Raw genomic sequence first — 17,390 nt, forward strand, 5'->3', positions numbered from 1 at the left:
GTGCCGCGGCGCATCCGCTTCGTGCCTGCTTCCGTGCCTGCCTTCGTACCCGTCATGTCCGATCTCGCCGCCCGTCTCGAATCCGTTCATCGCCGCATCGCCGACGCCGCCCGCGCGGCCGGCCGCGATCCCGCCACCGTGTCGCTGCTCGCCGTCTCGAAGACGTTTCCCGCCGACGACGTGCGCGCCGCGCACGCGGCCGGGCAACACGCATTCGGCGAAAACTACGTGCAGGAATCGATCGACAAGATCGACGCGCTCGCCGATCTGCGCGCGTCGCTCGAATGGCATTTCATCGGGCCGCTGCAATCGAACAAGACGCGCCCGGTCGCCGAGCGCTTCGACTGGGTCCATTCGGTCGACCGGCTGAAGATCGCGCAGCGCCTGTCGGAACAACGCCCCGCGCACCTGCCGCCGCTCAACGTGTGCGTGCAGGTGAACATCAGCGGCGAGGCGTCGAAGAGCGGCGTCGCGCCGGCCGACGTGGCCGACGTCGCGCGCGCGGTCGCCGCGCTGCCGTCGCTGCGGCTGCGCGGCCTGATGGCGATCCCCGAACCGGCCGGCGATATCGAAGCGCAACGCGCACCGCATCGCGCGCTGCGCGCGCTGTTCGACGCATTGCGTGCCGGCGGCCTGCCGCTCGACACGTTGTCGATGGGCATGTCCGCCGATCTCGACGCGGCCGTGCTCGAAGGCGCGACGATCGTGCGCGTCGGCACCGCGATCTTCGGCGCGCGCGATTATTCGCACTGAGCGCCGCGCCCTTTCCGCCTTTCCGTTCACTCACTCGCTCAATCGGACATCATGAAAATCGCATTCATCGGCGGCGGCAACATGGCCGCGGCCCTGATCGGCGGCCTGATCAAGCGCGGCGTCGCCGCTGAAGGCCTGTATGCCATCGACATCAACGAGGACGTCCGCGCGCGCGCCGCGCAGCAATTCGGCGTGCGCACCGGCGCGGCCGTCGACGCGACGCTCGCCGATTACGACGCGGTCGTGCTCGCGGTGAAGCCGCAGGTGCTGAAGGACGTCGCGCAGGCGCTCGCGCCGCACCTGAAGTCACAGCTCGTGATCAGCATCGCGGCCGGCATTCGCGGCACGGACCTCGCGCGCTGGCTCGGCGACTACGCCCGCGTCGTGCGCACGATGCCGAACACACCCGCGCTCGTCGGCATGGGCGTGACGGGCCTCGCCGCACTGCCGGGCGTCGACGCGGCGGGCCGCGAACTCGCGTCGAACGTGCTCGGCGCGGTCGGCGAGATCGTATGGTTCGACGACGAATCGCAACTCGACGCCGTCACGGCCATTTCGGGCAGCGGCCCCGCGTACGTGTTCTATTTCATCGAAGCGCTGCAGGAAGCCGCACGCCGCCTCGGCATGAACGACGAACAGGGTCGCGCGCTCGCAGTCGCGACGTTCGCGGGCGCCGCGCAGCTCGCCGCGCAATCGGGCGAACCGGCGAGCGTGCTGCGCGAGCGCGTGACGTCGAAGGGCGGCACGACGGCCGCCGCGCTCGCGTCGTTCGACGCGCAGGGCGTGAAGGAAGCGATCGTGCGCGGCGCGCTCGCGGCCGAGGCACGCGCGAAGGAAATGGGCGACGAGCTCGGCCGCGCGTAAGCGCGCCCGTGGTGCCGGGCGCCCCGGCACCGGACGTAAAAAAAGCGGCCATCGGGCCGCTTTTTTATTGGCAACGCGCGCCGGCGCGCGGCTTCGCTCAGTTGCCGGCCAGCAGGTAATGCACGGCAATCCCTGCGAACAGCACGCCGCCGAGCCAGTTGTTGTGCCGGAATGCCGCGAAGCACGGCATCCGTTCGCGGTCCTTGATCAGCGTGTAGTGATACAGCGCGCAGCCGACCGCCGCAGCCCAGCCGGCCCAGTACGCGAGGCCGAAACCGAGCGTCACGCCGATCCACACGTAGATGCCGAGCGTCGCCGCATAGCACGCCATCACCGCTGCGACGTCGAAGCGGCCGAACGTCAGCGCGGACGTGCGGATGCCGATCTTGATGTCGTCGTCGCGATCGACCATCGCGTATTCGGTGTCGTACGCGACCGACCAGAAAATGTTCGCGACCAGCATCACCCACGCGATCGCCGGCACCGTGTCCTGCACGGCCGCAAACGCCATCGGAATGCCGAAGCCGAACGCGATGCCGAGGTACGCCTGCGGAATCGCGAAGAAACGCTTCATGAACGGATAGGAACCCGCGACGAACAGCGCGACGACGGACAGTTCCTTCGTCAGCGTGTTCAGCGGCAGGATCAGCAGGAACGCGATGAACGACAGCCCGACCGCGATCGCGACGGCTTCCCATGCGCGGATCTTGCCCGACGTCAGCGGCCGGTCGGCCGTGCGCTTCACGTGACGGTCGAAATCGCGGTCGGCGTAGTCGTTCATCGCGCAGCCGGCCGAGCGCATCAGCAGCGTGCCGAGCGTGAAGATCACGAGCAGCGGCCAGCGCGGGTGGCCGTCCGACGCGATCCACAGCGCATTGAGCGTCGGCCAGAGCAGCAGCAGACTGCCGATCGGCTTGTCCATCCGGACGAGCCGCAGATACAGGGGAAAGCGGGCAAGCATGGCGAAGCACCGGGAAGAGAATCCCGGCATTTTAGAGCCGAGCGGCGCTTCCCGTCATGTCGGCGCGGCCCGCAGTCGGCAGCCGCCGGACGCGCTCGGGCCGCCGGGGCCCGCTGCACACGGCGGCGCAGCGATGCACGGAAATCAAGGGACAGGTTCGGCCCACGCGAAATTTCGCGCTCAGTTGCCCGCAACCGGCGCGAGCGCGTGCAGCGCCTGCGCGACCAGCACGGCAGCACCGCCGCCAACGATCGCAAAACCGACGAAGCGCCGCACGATCGCGGCCGGCGCCCGTGTCACCGGCGCCGCGAACGCGGCGCGCATGTCCAGCATCATTTGTGTCATGATCGTCACTCCTTCGACAAGACATCGGTTCCAGAAGAAACGGCCGGTCGAACGACCGGCCGTTTCACGTTACTGCGTTACCGCACTGCCGCATTACGCGGCGGCCAGGTTCATGCGAGGTCGAAGCGGTCGAGGTTCATCACCTTGTTCCAGGCCGCGACGAAGTCGCGTGCGAACTTCTCCTTCGCATCCGCGCTGCCGTACACCTCGGCCAGCGCGCGCAGCTGCGCGTGCGAGCCGAAGATCAGGTCGACGCGCGTACCCGTCCACTTGACCTTGCCCGTCGCGCGATCGCGCCCTTCGAACACGTCGTTCGCGGCCGACACCGGCTTCCACTCCGTGCCCATGTCGAGCAGGTTCACGAAGAAGTCGTTCGTCAGCGTTTCCGGACGATCGGTGAACACGCCGTGCTTCGCATCGCCGACGTTCGTGCCGAGCACGCGCAGGCCACCGACGAGCACCGTCATCTCGGGCGCGCTGAGCGTCAGCAGTTGCGCCTTGTCGACCAGCAGCGCCTCGGCCGGCGTCTTGTACGCATGCTTCAGGAAGTTGCGGAAACCATCCGCCACCGGCTCGAGCACGGCCATCGCGTCGATGTCGGTCTGCTCCTGCGACGCATCCGCGCGGCCCGGTGCGAACGGCACCGTCACCGCCACGCCCGCATTCTTCGCGGCCTGCTCGACGCCGGCCGCACCGGCCAGCACGATCAGGTCGGCGAGCGACACCTTCTTGCCGCCCGTCTGCGCGTCGTTGAACGCCTTCTGCACGCCTTCGAGCGTCGTGAGCACCTTCGCGAGTTCAGCCGGCTGGTTCACTTCCCAGTCCTTCTGCGGCGCGAGGCGGATGCGCGCACCGTTCGCGCCGCCGCGCTTGTCCGAACCGCGGAACGTCGCAGCCGACGCCCATGCGGTCGACACGAGCTGCGACACCGACAGGCCCGATGCGAGCACCTTCGCCTTCAGCGCCGCGACGTCGGCGTCGTCGATCAGCTTGTGGTCGACGGCCGGGATCGGGTCCTGCCACAGCAGGTGTTCCGCCGGCACGTCCGGGCCGAGATAGCGCGCACGCGGCCCCATGTCGCGATGCGTGAGCTTGAACCACGCGCGTGCGAACGCGTCGGCGAACTCGGCCGGGTTCTCGTAGAAGCGGCGCGAGATCTTTTCGTATGCCGGGTCGAAACGCAGCGACAGGTCGGTCGTCAGCATCGTCGGGCGATGCTTCTTCGACGCGTCGTACGCATCCGGAATCACTTCGCCGGCGTCCTTCGCGACCCACTGGTGCGCGCCGGCCGGGCTCTTCGTGAGCTCCCACTCGTAGCTGAACAGGTGCTTGAAGAAGTCGTTGCTCCACTTGGTCGGCGTCGACGTCCACGTGACTTCGAGGCCGCTCGTGATCGCGTCCGCGCCCTTGCCCGTGCCGAACGCGCTCTTCCAGCCGAGACCCTGCTGCTCGAGGCCCGCGGCTTCCGGCTCGGGGCCGACGTTCGATGCCGGGCCGGCGCCGTGCGTCTTGCCGAACGTGTGACCGCCGGCGATCAGCGCGACCGTCTCTTCGTCGTTCATCGCCATCCGCGCGAACGTCTCGCGGATGTCGTGCGCGGCCGCAACCGGGTCGGGGTTGCCGTCCGGGCCTTCCGGGTTCACGTAGATGAGGCCCATCTGCACCGCGGCGAGCGGGCTTTCGAGGTCGCGCTTGCCCGAGTAGCGGCTGTTCGGGCCGCCGCTCAGTTCCAGCCAGATCTTTTCCGAGCCCCAGTAGACATCGTCCGGCTCCCACGTGTCGACGCGGCCGCCGGCGAAGCCGAAGGTCTTGAAGCCCATCGATTCGAGCGCGACGTTGCCGGTCAGGATCAGCAGGTCGGCCCACGAGATGTTGCGGCCGTATTTCTGCTTGATCGGCCACAGCAGCCGGCGCGCCTTGTCGAGGCTCACGTTGTCCGGCCAGCTGTTGAGCGGTGCGAAGCGCTGCTGCCCGCCGCCCGCGCCGCCGCGGCCGTCGGCCGTGCGGTACGTGCCGGCGCTGTGCCAGGCCATGCGGATGAACAGGCCGCCGTAGTGGCCGAAGTCGGCCGGCCACCAGTCCTGCGACGTCGTCATCAGTGCGTGCAGGTCCTTCTTCACTGCCGCGAGGTCAAGCTTCTTGAACGCCTCGGCGTAGTCGAAATCCTTGTCCATCGGATCGGACAGCGCCGAGTGCCGGTGCAGGACGTTCAGGTTCAGCTGATTCGGCCACCAGTCCTTGTTCGTCGTGCCGCTGCCTGCGGTGTGGTTGAACGGGCACTTCGTTTCGGTCGACATGCGTTTTCTCCTTGGCTTGCTCGTATGCCTCCACCTGCTCGCTCCGGCGGCATGCCGGGCGCTGTCTGTGGAGTGTCATTGCGGGGATGGGAAACGGAACAGGTAGGGTCCCTCCTGTCGTACTACGGAATGTCGTGCGAGGCCTTCGCCGCGCGTTCCCGCTGCGACGCGCCGCAGGCGGGGCGCTCGGGGAACCGGCCCCCGGCAGGCGTCGTGCCGGTGATGCGCGTGGTGTTCCAGCTTTCGGACATGCGATGCTCTCTCATGGCTTGGCGGCAGTGACGCGGGGGCACGCAGGACCGGCATGCGGCAACGTTCATCCGCCATACACACGGTCCGCCAGGTATGCGAACGCAATCGGACGCAGGCGCCGAACCGCAACCCTGGCGCGATGTACGACCCCGTCGCGCGACGGGATGTTCCGCTGCGCGTGCTGCAATACCGACCGCATCATGACATCCTCCTCTGGCGCTTGCATTCAGCGTGCAAATCGAACGTCGACATGACGCCGATCCATGTAGAGAATTTTAGGCAAATCTATCTATTATTTGAATTTGATTAATTTCATCTATGCGATAGGAAAAAATAAACGGAGTCGCAAGACCCCGTTCATCGTGTTGTCACGCACGCAGCCGCGGCTCGGTCAGTTCATCGTCGCCGGCATGTCGAGCTTCGCGACGCCCGGCAGTTCGCATGCGGAAATCGCATCGCTGATCGCGTCGATCGCGGGCATCCGCGTGAAGCTCTTGCGCCACACGAGCACCACGCGGCGGTCGGGCACCGGCTCGTGGAACGGCACGTACGACAGCAACTCGGCATCGGGGCCGTTCGCGCGCGGGCCGACCTCGGTGACCGACATCCGCGGCAGCACGGTGATGCCGACGCCGCTCGCGACCATGTGGCGGATCGTCTCCAGCGACGAGCCCTCGAAGGTCTTCTGGATGCCGTCGGCCGTCTGCGAGAAGCGCATCAGCTCCGGGCACACGCCGAGCACGTGATCGCGGAAGCAGTGGCCGTTGCCGAGCAGCAGCATGGTTTCCTGCTTCAGGTCCTCGGCGTCGATTTCCTCGCGCTTCTCCCACGGATGGCCGGCCGGCAGCGCGACGACGAACGGCTCGTCGTACAGCGGGCGCACCATCAGGCCGGTTTCCGGGAACGGCAGCGCCATGATCGCGGCGTCGATCTCGCCCTGCTTCAGCAGTTCGAGCAGCTTCAGCGTGTAGTTCTCCTGCAGCATCAGCGGCATCTGCGGGACACGCTGGATCATCTGCTTGACGAGCGTCGGCAGCAGGTACGGCCCGATCGTGTAGATCACGCCGAGACGGAATGGGCCGACGAGCGGGTCCTTGCCCTGCTTCGCGATCTCCTTGATCGCGAAGGTCTGCTCGAGCACGCGCTGCGCCTGCGTGACGATCTGGTCGCCGATCGGCGTCACGCTCACTTCGCTCGCGCCGCGCTCGAAAATCTGCACGTTGAGCTCGTCTTCGAGCTTCTTGATCGCCACCGACAGCGTCGGCTGGCTCACGAAGCATGCTTCGGCCGCGCGGCCGAAATGCCGCTCGCGCGCGACCGCGACGATGTATTTCAATTCAGTCAGCGTCATTGTGGGTCAATCAGAGATATACATGCGATAGGTTTAATTTATACACCCTCTGGCACCGGTTCGCCAAGTTTCTCTGCATCGCGATGCGTCGATCGACGGTTTTGGCGGCTCAGGATCCGGCCCCGAACCGGTGGATCAGGCCTTCAGGTACTGCTCGCGAGCGCCGAGCCAGCGCGCGAGATGCTGCGTGACGACGTCGGGGTACGCGGCGATCAGTCGCGTTGCGGCCTCGCGGGCCGGATCGATCAGCCAGCCGTCGGTCTCGAGGTTCGCGAAGCGCAGCATCGCCGCGCCCGACTGGCGCGCGCCGAGGAATTCGCCGGGACCGCGGATTTCGAGGTCGCGCCGCGCGATCTCGAAGCCGTCGGTCGTCTCGCGCATCGTCTTGAGCCGCTCGCGGCCGGTAATCGACAGCGGCCCCGTGTACAGCAGCACGCACACCGACGCCGCAGTGCCGCGCCCGACGCGGCCGCGCAACTGGTGCAGCTGCGCGAGGCCGAAGCGCTCCGCGTGCTCGATCACCATCAGCGATGCGTTCGGCACGTCGACGCCGACTTCGATCACGGTCGTCGCGACCAGCAGCTGCACGTCGTTGCGCGTAAACGCTTCCATCACGGCCGCCTTGTCGGCCGGCGACAGCCGGCCGTGCACGAGCCCGACCTTCAGCTCGGGAAGTGCCGCGGCGAGCGTCTCGTAGGTCTCGACGGCCGTCTGCAGCTGCAGCGTCTCGCTTTCCTCGATCAGCGGGCACACCCAGTACACCTGGCGCCCCGTCAGCGCGGCCTCGCGCACCCGGGCGATCACCTCCTCGCGCCGCGCGTCGCCGACGAGGCGCGTCAGCACGGGCGTGCGGCCCGGCGGCAGTTCGTCGATCGTCGAGACTTCGAGATCGGCGTAGTACGTCATCGCGAGCGTGCGCGGAATCGGCGTGGCCGACATCATCAACTGGTGCGGCTGGAAATCGCGCGCGCCGTTGGCCGCGTTCGCGGCCTTCGCGCGCAGCGCGAGACGCTGCTCGACGCCGAAGCGATGCTGCTCGTCGACGATCACGAGGCCGAGCCGCGCGAATTCGACCGTGTCCTGGATGATCGCGTGCGTGCCGATCACGAGCTGCGCGGTGCCGAGCGCGGCCGCCTCGATCGCCGCGCGCTTCTCCTTCGCCTTCAGGCTGCCCGCCAGCCACGCAACCGTGACGCCGAGCGGCTCGAGCCATGCGCGCAGCTTGCGCGCGTGCTGTTCCGCGAGGATTTCGGTGGGCGCCATCAGCGCGGCCTGGTAGCCGGCGTCGATCGCCTGTGTGGCGGCCAGCGCCGCGACGACCGTCTTGCCGCTGCCGACGTCGCCCTGCAGCAGGCGCTGCATCGGGTGCGCGAGCGTGAGGTCGTGCGCAATCTCGTCGACGACGCGCGACTGCGCGCCGGTCAGCGTGAACGGCAGCGCCGCGTAGAGCCGTGTGGTCAGCGCATCGGCATCGCTCGCGGTGCGGCGCGGCATCGCGGGCGCCGCGCGCGTGCGGCGCTCCTCGTGCGCGCGCTTGAGCGACAGTTGCTGCGCGAGCAGCTCCTCGAACTTGATGCGCGTCCACGCCGGATGCGAGCCGTCCATCAGCGCGGCTTCGTCGGAATCGACGCCCGGGTGGTGCAGGATGCGCACGGCCTGCTCGAGCGACGGCACGCCGAGCGGCCGCAGGTACGCGCGATCGATCTCGGGCGGCAGCAGCTCGGGCAGCGGCGTGCGCTCGACCGCGTTCTCGATCGCCTTGCGCAGATAGGCCTGCGACACGCCGGCCGTACTCGGATAGACGGGCGTGAGCACCTGCGGCAGCGGCGTATCCGCGTCGACGACGCGCACCGCCGGATGCACCATCTCCATCCCGAAGAAGCCGCCGCGCACGTCGCCGCGCACGCGCAGCCGCTGGCCGACGGCCATCTGCTTGACCTGCGAGCCGTAGAAATTCAGGAAGCGCAGCACGAGGTGCTCGCCGTCGTCGTCCTGGATCTTCACGACGAGCTGGCGGCGCGGCCGGTACGCGACCTCGTTGTCGAACACGACGCCTTCGGTCTGCGCAATGCCGCCCGGCAGCAGTTCGCCGATCGGCGTGAGCGTGGTTTCGTCCTCATAGCGCATCGGCAGATGCAGCACGAGATCGATCGAGCGCGTGAGACCGAGCTTCGCGAGCTTGTCGACGGTCTTCACGGGTTTGTCGGCGGCCGCCTTCTTCTTGCGCTTCGTGCCGGTTGCGCCCGCTTCGTCGCTCGCGGCGGCGCCTTCGGCATCGGGCGCGGCGGCGGCCGGCTGCGCGAGCCGCCCGTCGGCGCCGCGCTTCGGGCCGGCACGGCGCGGCGCGGCGCGCTGCGGCTCGGCAGGATCCTGCGCGTCACGCTCCGCCGCGCGATGCGCGGGCAACGCAACATCCTCCGTGTCGAACGGATCGGCGGAATCGGCAACGGTGGCGGTGGAACGGCGTGGTGACACAGGCATCGGATCGTCTGGGTGCTTCGCAAGGCAAGTACAATAGCGGCTTTCACGTCGTCCGAACGAACGACGCCGGCCAGGCCGCGCATCCCGTCATCATAGCGGCTCGCGCGCCCCATTTACGCGTTTCCGCCCTGCCGGCGACGCCCGCCGGCCGCTTCGAACCAGCCCGCATGTTCACGCTTTCCGATTTCGATTTCAATCTGCCGCCCGAGCTGATTGCGCAAACCGCACTGCCCGACCGCACCGCGAGCCGCCTGCTCGAGGTCGACCGCACCGTCGAGCCCGCGCGCCTCGTCGACCGCCGTTTCACCGAGCTGCCGTCGTGCATCGCACCCGGCGACCTGCTCGTCTTCAACGATACCAGGGTGCTGAAGGCGCGTTTCTTCGGCCAGAAGGCCAGCGGCGGCAAGATCGAGGTGCTGATCGAGCGCGTGACGGGCACGCACACGGCGCTCGCGCAGATCCGCGCGAGCAAGTCGCCGGGCGCCGGCACGACGCTGCGTCTCGCCGATGCGTTCGACGTGACCGTCGGCGAGCGCGTCGAGCCGTTCTTCACGCTGCACTTCCCCGAGCCGTGCCTCGCGCTGATCGAGCAGTACGGCCGCCTGCCGCTGCCGCCGTATATCGAGCACGATCCCGACGCGACCGACGAGACGCGCTACCAGACCGTCTACGCGAGCAATCCGGGCGCGGTCGCAGCTCCTACGGCCGGGCTGCACTTCGACCAGCCGATGCTCGAGAAGCTCGATGCGATGGGCGTCGAGCGCGCGACACTGACGCTGCACGTCGGCGCCGGCACGTTCCAGCCGGTGCGCGTCGACAACATCGCCGAGCACAAGATGCACAGCGAGTGGTACGACCTGCCGCAGTCGCTCGTCGACAAGATCGCCGCGACCCGCGCGCGCGGCGGCAACGTGATCGCGGTCGGCACGACGTCGATGCGCGCGCTCGAAGCCGCCGCGCGCTCGGCCGACGAAGCGGGCCGCCCGCTCGCGGCGACGCAGGCCGAGACCGACATCTTCATCACGCCCGGCTATCGTTTTCGCGTGGTCGACCGGCTCGTCACGAACTTCCACCTGCCGAAGTCGACGCTGCTGATGCTGGTGTCGGCGTTCGCGGGTGTCGAGACGATCCGCGCCGCGTACCGGCACGCGATCGACCAACGCTACCGCTTCTTCAGCTACGGCGACGCGATGCTGCTCACGCGGCGCGACACGCCGGAGGCGCCGCGCGTTTAAGCGCGGCAGGCGCGACGGCCCGCACGCAGCGCGGCCGCCTCGTTCGCCCGCCGCGCGCTACGATGACGCGCCCCGATTTTTCCCGCCGCCGGCTTGCCGGCGGCATTCCCAACATGCGCCGGACTTGCGATCCGGAGTCAGCGCTTCAGCGCATACTCCGGTCCCATGCAAAGCATTTCCGGTAGCAAGGAGAATGACGCGATGACCGAAGGCTCATCCCACGATCACGATACGCACGCCCCCGTGCACGACCGCCCGGCGGGCGGGCTCGAATTCGAACTGCTGGCGACCGACGGCCACGCGCGCCGCGGCCGCGTGAAGCTCAACCACGGCGTGGTCGAAACGCCGATCTTCATGCCGGTCGGCACGTACGGCACCGTGAAGGCGATCCAGCCGCGCGAGCTGCACGAGATCAACGCGCAGATCATCCTCGGCAACACGTTCCACCTGTGGCTGCGCCCCGGCCTCGACACGATCGACGCGCACGGCGGCCTGCACGGCTTCATGGGCTGGAACAAGCCGATCCTGACCGACTCGGGCGGCTTCCAGGTGTTCTCGCTCGGCGACCTGCGCAAGATCACCGAGGACGGCGTCACGTTCGCGTCGCCGATCAACGGCGACAAGCTGTTCCTGTCGCCGGAAGTGTCGATGCAGATCCAGAAGGTGCTGAACTCCGACGTCGTGATGCAGTTCGACGAATGCACGCCGTACGCGACCGACGGCGTGCCGACCACGCACAAGGAAGCGGCCGAATCGATGCGCATGTCGCTGCGCTGGGCGAAGCGCTCGCTCGACGAGTTCGACCGGCTCGGCAACCCGAATGCGCTGTTCGGGATCGTCCAGGGCGGGATGTTCGAGGACCTGCGCGACGAATCGCTGGCGGGCCTGTCGGAGCTCGGCTTCCACGGCCTCGCGATCGGCGGGCTGTCGGTCGGCGAGCCGAAGGAAGACATGATGCGCGTGCTGCGGCACGTGGGCCCGAAGCTGCCGGCCAACAAGCCGCACTACCTGATGGGCGTCGGCACGCCGGAGGATCTGGTCGAGGGCGTCGCCAACGGCATCGACATGTTCGACTGCGTGATGCCGACCCGCAACGCGCGCAACGGCTGGCTGTTCACGCGCTTCGGCGACGTGAAGATCCGCAACGCGACGCACAAGAACTCGCTGAAGCCGCTCGATGCGAGCTGCGCGTGCTACACGTGCCGGAATTTCTCGCGCGGCTACCTGCATCACCTGCACCGCGTCGGCGAAATCCTCGGCGCGCAGCTCAACACGATCCACAACCTGCACTACTACCTGCAGTTGATGAGCGAGATTCGCGAAGCGATCGAGACCCATACGTTCGACGCGTTCCGCCAGCGCTTCGCGGAGGACCGCGCCAGAGGCGTCGACTGACGGGCCGACGGGCCGCGCGGCGGTTCGTCACATAGGACGTGTACTAAATAACGCGCTCCAACTGCCGGACCCGACCGCCAAATATTACAATTGCCTTTCCAAACAAGTCGCAATGGTGCCGGTTCGTGCTTTAACAGCTTGATCCGAAAGCGCATTTGCTGCGCCGTTTGCGCATGGGGCCGGTGGTAGAATAACCGGCTTATTTTTCGATCTTCCCCTACGGAGAGACCAACGTGCCGTTCATTTCCAATGCCTTCGCTCAAGGTGCCGGTGGCGCCGAATCGAGCCTGATGAGCTTCCTGCCGCTCATCCTGATGTTCGGCGTGCTCTACTTCATCATGATCCGCCCGCAGATGAAGCGTCAGAAGGAACACCGCAACATGCTCGCGGCCATGGCCAAGGGCGACGAAGTCGTCACGAGCGGCGGCCTCGTCGGCAAGGTGACGAAGGTCACCGAAGGCTACATCGGCGTCGAGATCGCCGAAGGCACTGAAATCACCGTGCAGAAGGCTGCGGTCACGACCATTCTGCCGAAGGGCACGATCAAGTCGCTGTAAGCCCTTCACCGAGCGTCCGGCCCCCCGCGCCGTGCCCGCCTGAGAGAGCGGGCCGCCGCGGCGCCGGACGCGACGCTTTCACGCCAACCACCCGTTCGGCCCCCTCATGAATCGTTACCCACTCTGGAAATATGTCGTGATGGTCGTGGCGCTCGCCATCGGCCTTCTGTACACATTGCCCAACTTCTTCGGCGAAGCGCCGGCGGTGCAGGTGTCGAGCGGCAAGGCCACGGTCAAGCTCGACTCGACCACGCTGACCCAGGTCGAATCGGCGCTCGCATCCGCGCAGATCACGCCGGACGACGTCACCTTCGAGAACACGGCGACCAGCGCGAACATCCGCGTGCGCCTGAAGGACACCGATACGCAGCTGCGCGTCAAGGACCTGCTGCAGAAGTCGCTGAACACCGACCCGAACGATCCGCAGTACGTCGTCGCACTGAACCTGCAGAGCGCGTCGCCGCGCTGGCTGACTGCCCTGCACGCGCTGCCGATGTATCTCGGCCTCGACCTGCGCGGCGGTGTCCACTTCCTGCTCCAGGTCGACATGACGGGCGCGCTCACGAAGAAGCTCGACTCCGACGCATCCGACGCGCGCTCGCTGCTGCGCGACAAGAACATCCGCGACGGCGGCGTGAGCCGCGTCGACCAGTCCGTCGTCGTCAACTTCAGCGATGCGCAGACCGCCGAAGACGCCCGCAAGGTGCTCGCGCAGTCGGTCACCGAACTGCAATGGGCGACCCAGCCCGGCGGCGGCGGCACGCAGGTCGTCGGCACGTTCACGCCGGCCGTGCAGAAGTCCGTCGAGGACGCCGCGCTCAAGCAGAACCTGACGACGCTCCACAACCGCGTGAACGAACTCGGCGTGTCGGAACCGATCCTGCAGCAGCAAGGCAGCGACCGCATCGTCGTCGAACTGCCGGGCGTGCAGGACACCGCGAAGGCGAAGGACATCATCGGCCGCACCGCGACGCTCGAGGCTCGCCTCGCCGACCCGATCAACACGCACCCGAACCCGAACGACCCGGTTCCGCCGGGCGAGGAGCTGTTCACGCAGGGCATCCAGGCACCCGTGCTGCTGAAGAAGGACGTGATCTTCACCGGCGACCGCATCATCGATGCATCGGCCGGCTTCGACGAACACCAGCGTCCGTCGGTCAACATCCGCCTCGACTCGGCCGGCGGCCGCGCGGTGCGCACGGTGTCGCGCGACAACATCGGCAAGCCGATGGCGATGGTGCTGTTCGAGAAGGGCAAGGGCGAAGTGCTGACGGTCGCGACGATCCAGTCCGAACTCGGCGACCGCTTCCAGATCACGGGTCAGCCGACGCCGCAGGCCGCGGCCGACCTCGCGCTGCTGCTGCGCGCCGGTTCGCTCGCCGCACCGATGGACATCATCGAGGAACGCACGATCGGCCCGAGCCTCGGCGCCGACAACATCAAGATGGGCGTCCACTCGGTGATCTGGGGCTTCTGCGCGATCGCCGTGTTCATGATCGCGTACTACATGCTGTTCGGCGTGGTCTCGGTGATCGGCCTGTCGGTGAACCTGCTGCTGCTCGTCGCCGTGCTGTCGCTGATGCAGGCGACGCTGACGCTGCCCGGTATCGCCGCAATCGCGCTCGCGCTCGGCATGGCGATCGACTCGAACGTGCTGATCAACGAGCGCGTGCGTGAAGAACTGCGTGCGGGCCAGCCGCCGCAGCTCGCGATCCAGGCCGGTTACGCGCATGCGTGGGCGACGATTCTCGACTCGAACGTCACGACGCTGATCGCCGGCCTCGCGCTGCTCGCGTTCGGCTCGGGCCCGGTTCGCGCATTCGCGATCGTGCACTGCCTCGGTATCCTGACGTCGATGTTCTCCGCGGTGTTCTTCTCGCGCGGGATCGTCAACCTCTGGTACGGCGGCCGCAAGAAGCTGAAGTCGCTCGCGATCGGCCAGGTGTGGAGGCCGGAAGGCGCCGCTGCCGCCGCGTCGTTCACCGACGCGGACGAATCGACCGACACCGCGCGCGCCGCGAAGCTTGCCGCACCCGCGAAGGGCAATGCGCCGCGCGCCGGCAAGCCGCAGCTGCGCAACCGCGCGCAGCAAGGCGTGTCGCCGAAGAAACCGGGCTCGACCCAATAAGGCCCCGGAGACGAGACCATGGAATTTTTCCGCATCCGTAAAGACATTCCGTTCATGCGGCACGCGCTGGTGTTCAACGTGATCTCGCTGGTCACGTTCCTCGCCGCCGTGTTCTTCCTGTTCCACCGCGGGCTGCACCTGTCCGTCGAATTCACCGGCGGTACGGTGATCGAGGTGCAGTACCAGCAGGCGGCGGAGCTCGAACCCGTGCGCGCGACGCTCGGCAAGCTCGGCTACGCCGACGCGCAGGTGCAGAACTTCGGCACGTCGCGCAACGTGCTGATCCGGCTGCAGCTGAAGGAAGGCCTCACGTCCGCGCAGCAGAGCGACCAGGTGATGACCGCGCTGAAGGCGCAGAGCCCGGACGTCACGCTGCAGCGCGTCGAGTTCGTCGGCCCGCAGGTCGGCCGGGAGCTCGCGACCGACGGCCTGCTCGCGCTCGCGTGCGTCGTGATCGGCATCGTGATCTACCTGTCGTTCCGCTTCGAATGGAAGTACGCGGTCGCCGGCATCATCGCCAACCTGCACGACGTCGTGATCATTCTCGGCTTCTTCGCGTTCTTCCAGTGGGAGTTCTCGCTGGCGGTGCTCGCGGCGATCCTCGCGGTGCTCGGCTACTCGGTCAACGAGTCGGTCGTCATCTTCGACCGGATCCGCGAGACGTTCCGCCGCGAACGCAAGATGAGCGTGCAGGAAGTGATCAACCACGCGATCACGACCACGATGTCGCGGACGATCATCACGCACACGTCGACGGAAATGATGGTGCTGTCGATGTTCTTCTTCGGCGGCCCGACGCTGCACTACTTCGCGCTCGCGCTGACGGTCGGCATCATGTTCGGCATCTACTCGTCGGTGTTCGTCGCGGGCTCGCTCGCGATGTGGCTCGGCATCAAGCGCGAAGACCTGATCAAGGACAAGAAGACCGCGCACGATCCGGACGATCCGAACGCGGGCGCGCAGGTTTAAGCGCCGCGCCGTTTCGGCAAACGCAAGAAGGCCGGTCCTGTTTGGACCGGCCTTTTTTTCATGCGAGGGCCGCCGCCGTGCAGCGTGCGGCCAGCCCGACGGGCGCCGTCACGGGTGTCGGCTACAATCGTCTCCGCCCTGCCCAGCTGCATGCCGGCCACTCGCCGGCGTGCAAGCACCCTCGCCCCCCCGTCCGAACATGCGGTCCCGATGATGCCTCCGATGTGTGTCGTTCGTCGCCTCGCCGGCTGCGCAGCCGTCGCAGCTGCGTTGCTGCCGTGCACGCAACCTGCCGGCGCACAGTCGGCATCCGCACCGACAGCCGCGCCGCCCGCCGCACCGCCTGTCTCACAACCCGTCGCCCCGCCTGTCCCCCCGGCCTCCCAGCCTGCCGCCGTATCGCCGTCACCCTGCCCGCCCGACTGGGAGCCGCAGATCTGCGAACTGAAGGCCGCCGTCGAAGTGCTGAAGCGGCAGCACCTGACCGACGTCGACATCGGCGCGCTGCTCGACGCCGCGACCCACGACGGGATCAAGACGCTGCCGTACGCACGCTTCTTCAACGCGAAGGAGGAGCAGGAGCGGCGCGACAACGAACGACGCACGCGCGACGGCACACCCGGCATCGGGATCGTCTTCGAGACGCGGCCCGACGGGCTGCACATCATCGACGTGATTCCCGACGCACCGGCCGAGAAGGCCGGCGTGCGTCCCGACGATCTCGTCGTCGCGATGAACGACCGGAGCGTCGTCGGCATCGACAATAGCGAGCTCGTGAAACTCGCGAAGGGCGATGCGGGCGTCCCGCTGAAGCTCACGGTGCAGCGCGGCCCGAACCATGCGGTGCTGAACTTCGCGCCCGTACGCGAGATCGTCAAGCCGCATCCGGCGATCGCGAAGCGGCTCGACGGCGACATCCTGTACACGCGGCTGTCGAGCTTTCCGGAGCCGGCGGTCGGCGACTTCATCGACGCGGTGCAGGTCGCGCGCCGCGCGGGCCCGCCGGTGAAAGGGATGATTCTCGACCTGCGCATCAACGGCGGCGGCGCGCTCAATGCGGCGATCGGCATCGCCGCGCTGTTCGCCGGACGCGACCGCACCGCGATGGTGACGGTCGAGCGCGGCGACACCCACCGCCGCCGCTTCTCGACCAACTGGCCCGACTACGAACTGCCGGTGATGCACGGGCAGGATCCGCTCGCGCCGCTGCAGGCCGACGACTGGTGGCGGACCGTGCCGCTCGTCGTGCTCGTCGACGGACAGAGCGCATCGGCCGCCGAAGCGACCGCGGCGGCGCTGAAGGATCTCGGCCGCGCAAAACTGCTCGGCATGCCGACCTACGGGAAGGGGCTCGCGCAGACGGGCGTCGACCTGATCGACGGCACGCGCCTGAATTTCACGTTCGCGCGCAACCTGCGGCCGAACGGCTGCCCGATGGACGGCTACGGCGTCGTGCCGGACTGGCTCGTGCCGCCGCGCCGCGACTCGGACGTCGACGGCGTGCTGCTGTGGTACAGGGAAGTCGATCTCGCACGCGCGCCGTATGCGGACCGGCTGGCGCCCGACCCGTTCGCGCCCGTGCGCAAGGAACGGCAAAAGCTGCGCGAGCAGCGCGTACGCGCGAAGGTCGACACGTCGAAGAGCGCGGCGCTGCCGCAGCGCGCATTCGGCACCGCCGACGACTGGCAGTTGCAGCAGGCGCTCGCCGCGCTCGCGGGGCGCCCCGTACGGACCGTCGACGCGCCTGCGCAATTGATGCCCGCGCAGCCCGTGTGCGAACGCGGCGGCAACTGACGCGCCGC

Annotated in this window: 14 protein-coding genes; 8 read left to right on the forward strand and 6 right to left on the reverse strand. The window is 67.8% G+C overall.

The genetic code is table 11. The annotated features are described in order from the left end of the window. Window positions 1–54: 54 nt before the first annotated feature. On the forward strand, window positions 55–753 hold the full coding sequence (locus KVT39_RS07130) for a YggS family pyridoxal phosphate-dependent enzyme (protein ID WP_034183411.1): 699 nt from the start codon (window positions 55–57) through the stop codon (window positions 751–753). Between the two features lie 51 nt (window positions 754–804). After that, on the forward strand, window positions 805–1,617 hold the full coding sequence (gene proC / locus KVT39_RS07135; RefSeq protein ID WP_034182779.1) for a pyrroline-5-carboxylate reductase: 813 nt from the start codon (window positions 805–807) through the stop codon (window positions 1,615–1,617). A gap of 97 nt (window positions 1,618–1,714) precedes the next feature. On the opposite strand, the gene ubiA is transcribed toward proC, so the two are convergent. The 6 genes from ubiA to recG all read right to left on the reverse strand — a co-directional run bounded on the left by ubiA (window position 1,715) and on the right by recG (window position 9,304). After that, window positions 1,715–2,578 (reverse strand): 4-hydroxybenzoate octaprenyltransferase, encoded by an 864-nt coding sequence (gene ubiA, locus KVT39_RS07140; RefSeq protein WP_034182778.1) that lies wholly within the window; start codon window positions 2,576–2,578, stop codon window positions 1,715–1,717. Window positions 2,579–2,758: 180 nt separating this feature from the next. After that, complete coding sequence (locus tag KVT39_RS07145) at window positions 2,759–2,923, reverse strand: hypothetical protein (RefSeq protein WP_165948128.1); 165 nt, start codon at window positions 2,921–2,923, stop codon at window positions 2,759–2,761. Window positions 2,924–3,033: 110 nt separating this feature from the next. Then, window positions 3,034–5,220 (reverse strand): catalase/peroxidase HPI, encoded by a 2,187-nt coding sequence (katG, locus tag KVT39_RS07150; protein ID WP_105389825.1) that lies wholly within the window; start codon window positions 5,218–5,220, stop codon window positions 3,034–3,036. 122 nt (window positions 5,221–5,342) lie between these two features. Continuing rightward, window positions 5,343–5,471 (reverse strand): hypothetical protein, encoded by a 129-nt coding sequence (locus tag KVT39_RS38405; RefSeq protein WP_258170479.1) that lies wholly within the window; start codon window positions 5,469–5,471, stop codon window positions 5,343–5,345. 392 nt (window positions 5,472–5,863) lie between these two features. Then, window positions 5,864–6,823, reverse strand: coding sequence for a LysR substrate-binding domain-containing protein (locus KVT39_RS07155; RefSeq protein WP_034182776.1), 960 nt, complete (start codon window positions 6,821–6,823; stop codon window positions 5,864–5,866). 135 nt (window positions 6,824–6,958) lie between these two features. Beyond that, entirely contained in the window at window positions 6,959–9,304 is a 2,346-nt protein-coding gene (gene recG, locus KVT39_RS07160) for an ATP-dependent DNA helicase RecG (protein WP_217588272.1), read from the reverse strand. 167 nt (window positions 9,305–9,471) lie between these two features. Here recG and queA point away from each other — a divergent pair, with 167 nt between their 5' ends. The 6 genes from queA to KVT39_RS07190 all read left to right on the forward strand — a co-directional run bounded on the left by queA (window position 9,472) and on the right by KVT39_RS07190 (window position 17,382). Next, window positions 9,472–10,539, forward strand: coding sequence for a tRNA preQ1(34) S-adenosylmethionine ribosyltransferase-isomerase QueA (gene queA / locus KVT39_RS07165; protein ID WP_034182774.1), 1,068 nt, complete (start codon window positions 9,472–9,474; stop codon window positions 10,537–10,539). 201 nt (window positions 10,540–10,740) lie between these two features. After that, complete coding sequence (gene tgt / locus KVT39_RS07170) at window positions 10,741–11,934, forward strand: tRNA guanosine(34) transglycosylase Tgt (protein ID WP_217588275.1); 1,194 nt, start codon at window positions 10,741–10,743, stop codon at window positions 11,932–11,934. A gap of 233 nt (window positions 11,935–12,167) precedes the next feature. Then, window positions 12,168–12,491, forward strand: coding sequence for a preprotein translocase subunit YajC (gene yajC, locus KVT39_RS07175; protein WP_034182772.1), 324 nt, complete (start codon window positions 12,168–12,170; stop codon window positions 12,489–12,491). 106 nt (window positions 12,492–12,597) lie between these two features. Continuing rightward, entirely contained in the window at window positions 12,598–14,619 is a 2,022-nt protein-coding gene (secD, locus tag KVT39_RS07180) for a protein translocase subunit SecD (protein ID WP_034182771.1), read from the forward strand. Between the two features lie 18 nt (window positions 14,620–14,637). Continuing rightward, window positions 14,638–15,588, forward strand: coding sequence for a protein translocase subunit SecF (gene secF / locus KVT39_RS07185; protein WP_034182770.1), 951 nt, complete (start codon window positions 14,638–14,640; stop codon window positions 15,586–15,588). 222 nt (window positions 15,589–15,810) lie between these two features. Continuing rightward, entirely contained in the window at window positions 15,811–17,382 is a 1,572-nt protein-coding gene (locus KVT39_RS07190) for a S41 family peptidase (protein ID WP_217588279.1), read from the forward strand. The last annotated feature ends 8 nt before the right edge of the window (window positions 17,383–17,390 follow it).

It is taken from the genome of Burkholderia sp. GbtcB21 (assembly GCF_019091065.1).
In the GTDB taxonomy this organism is placed as follows: Bacteria; Pseudomonadota; Gammaproteobacteria; order Burkholderiales; family Burkholderiaceae; genus Burkholderia; species Burkholderia pyrrocinia_C.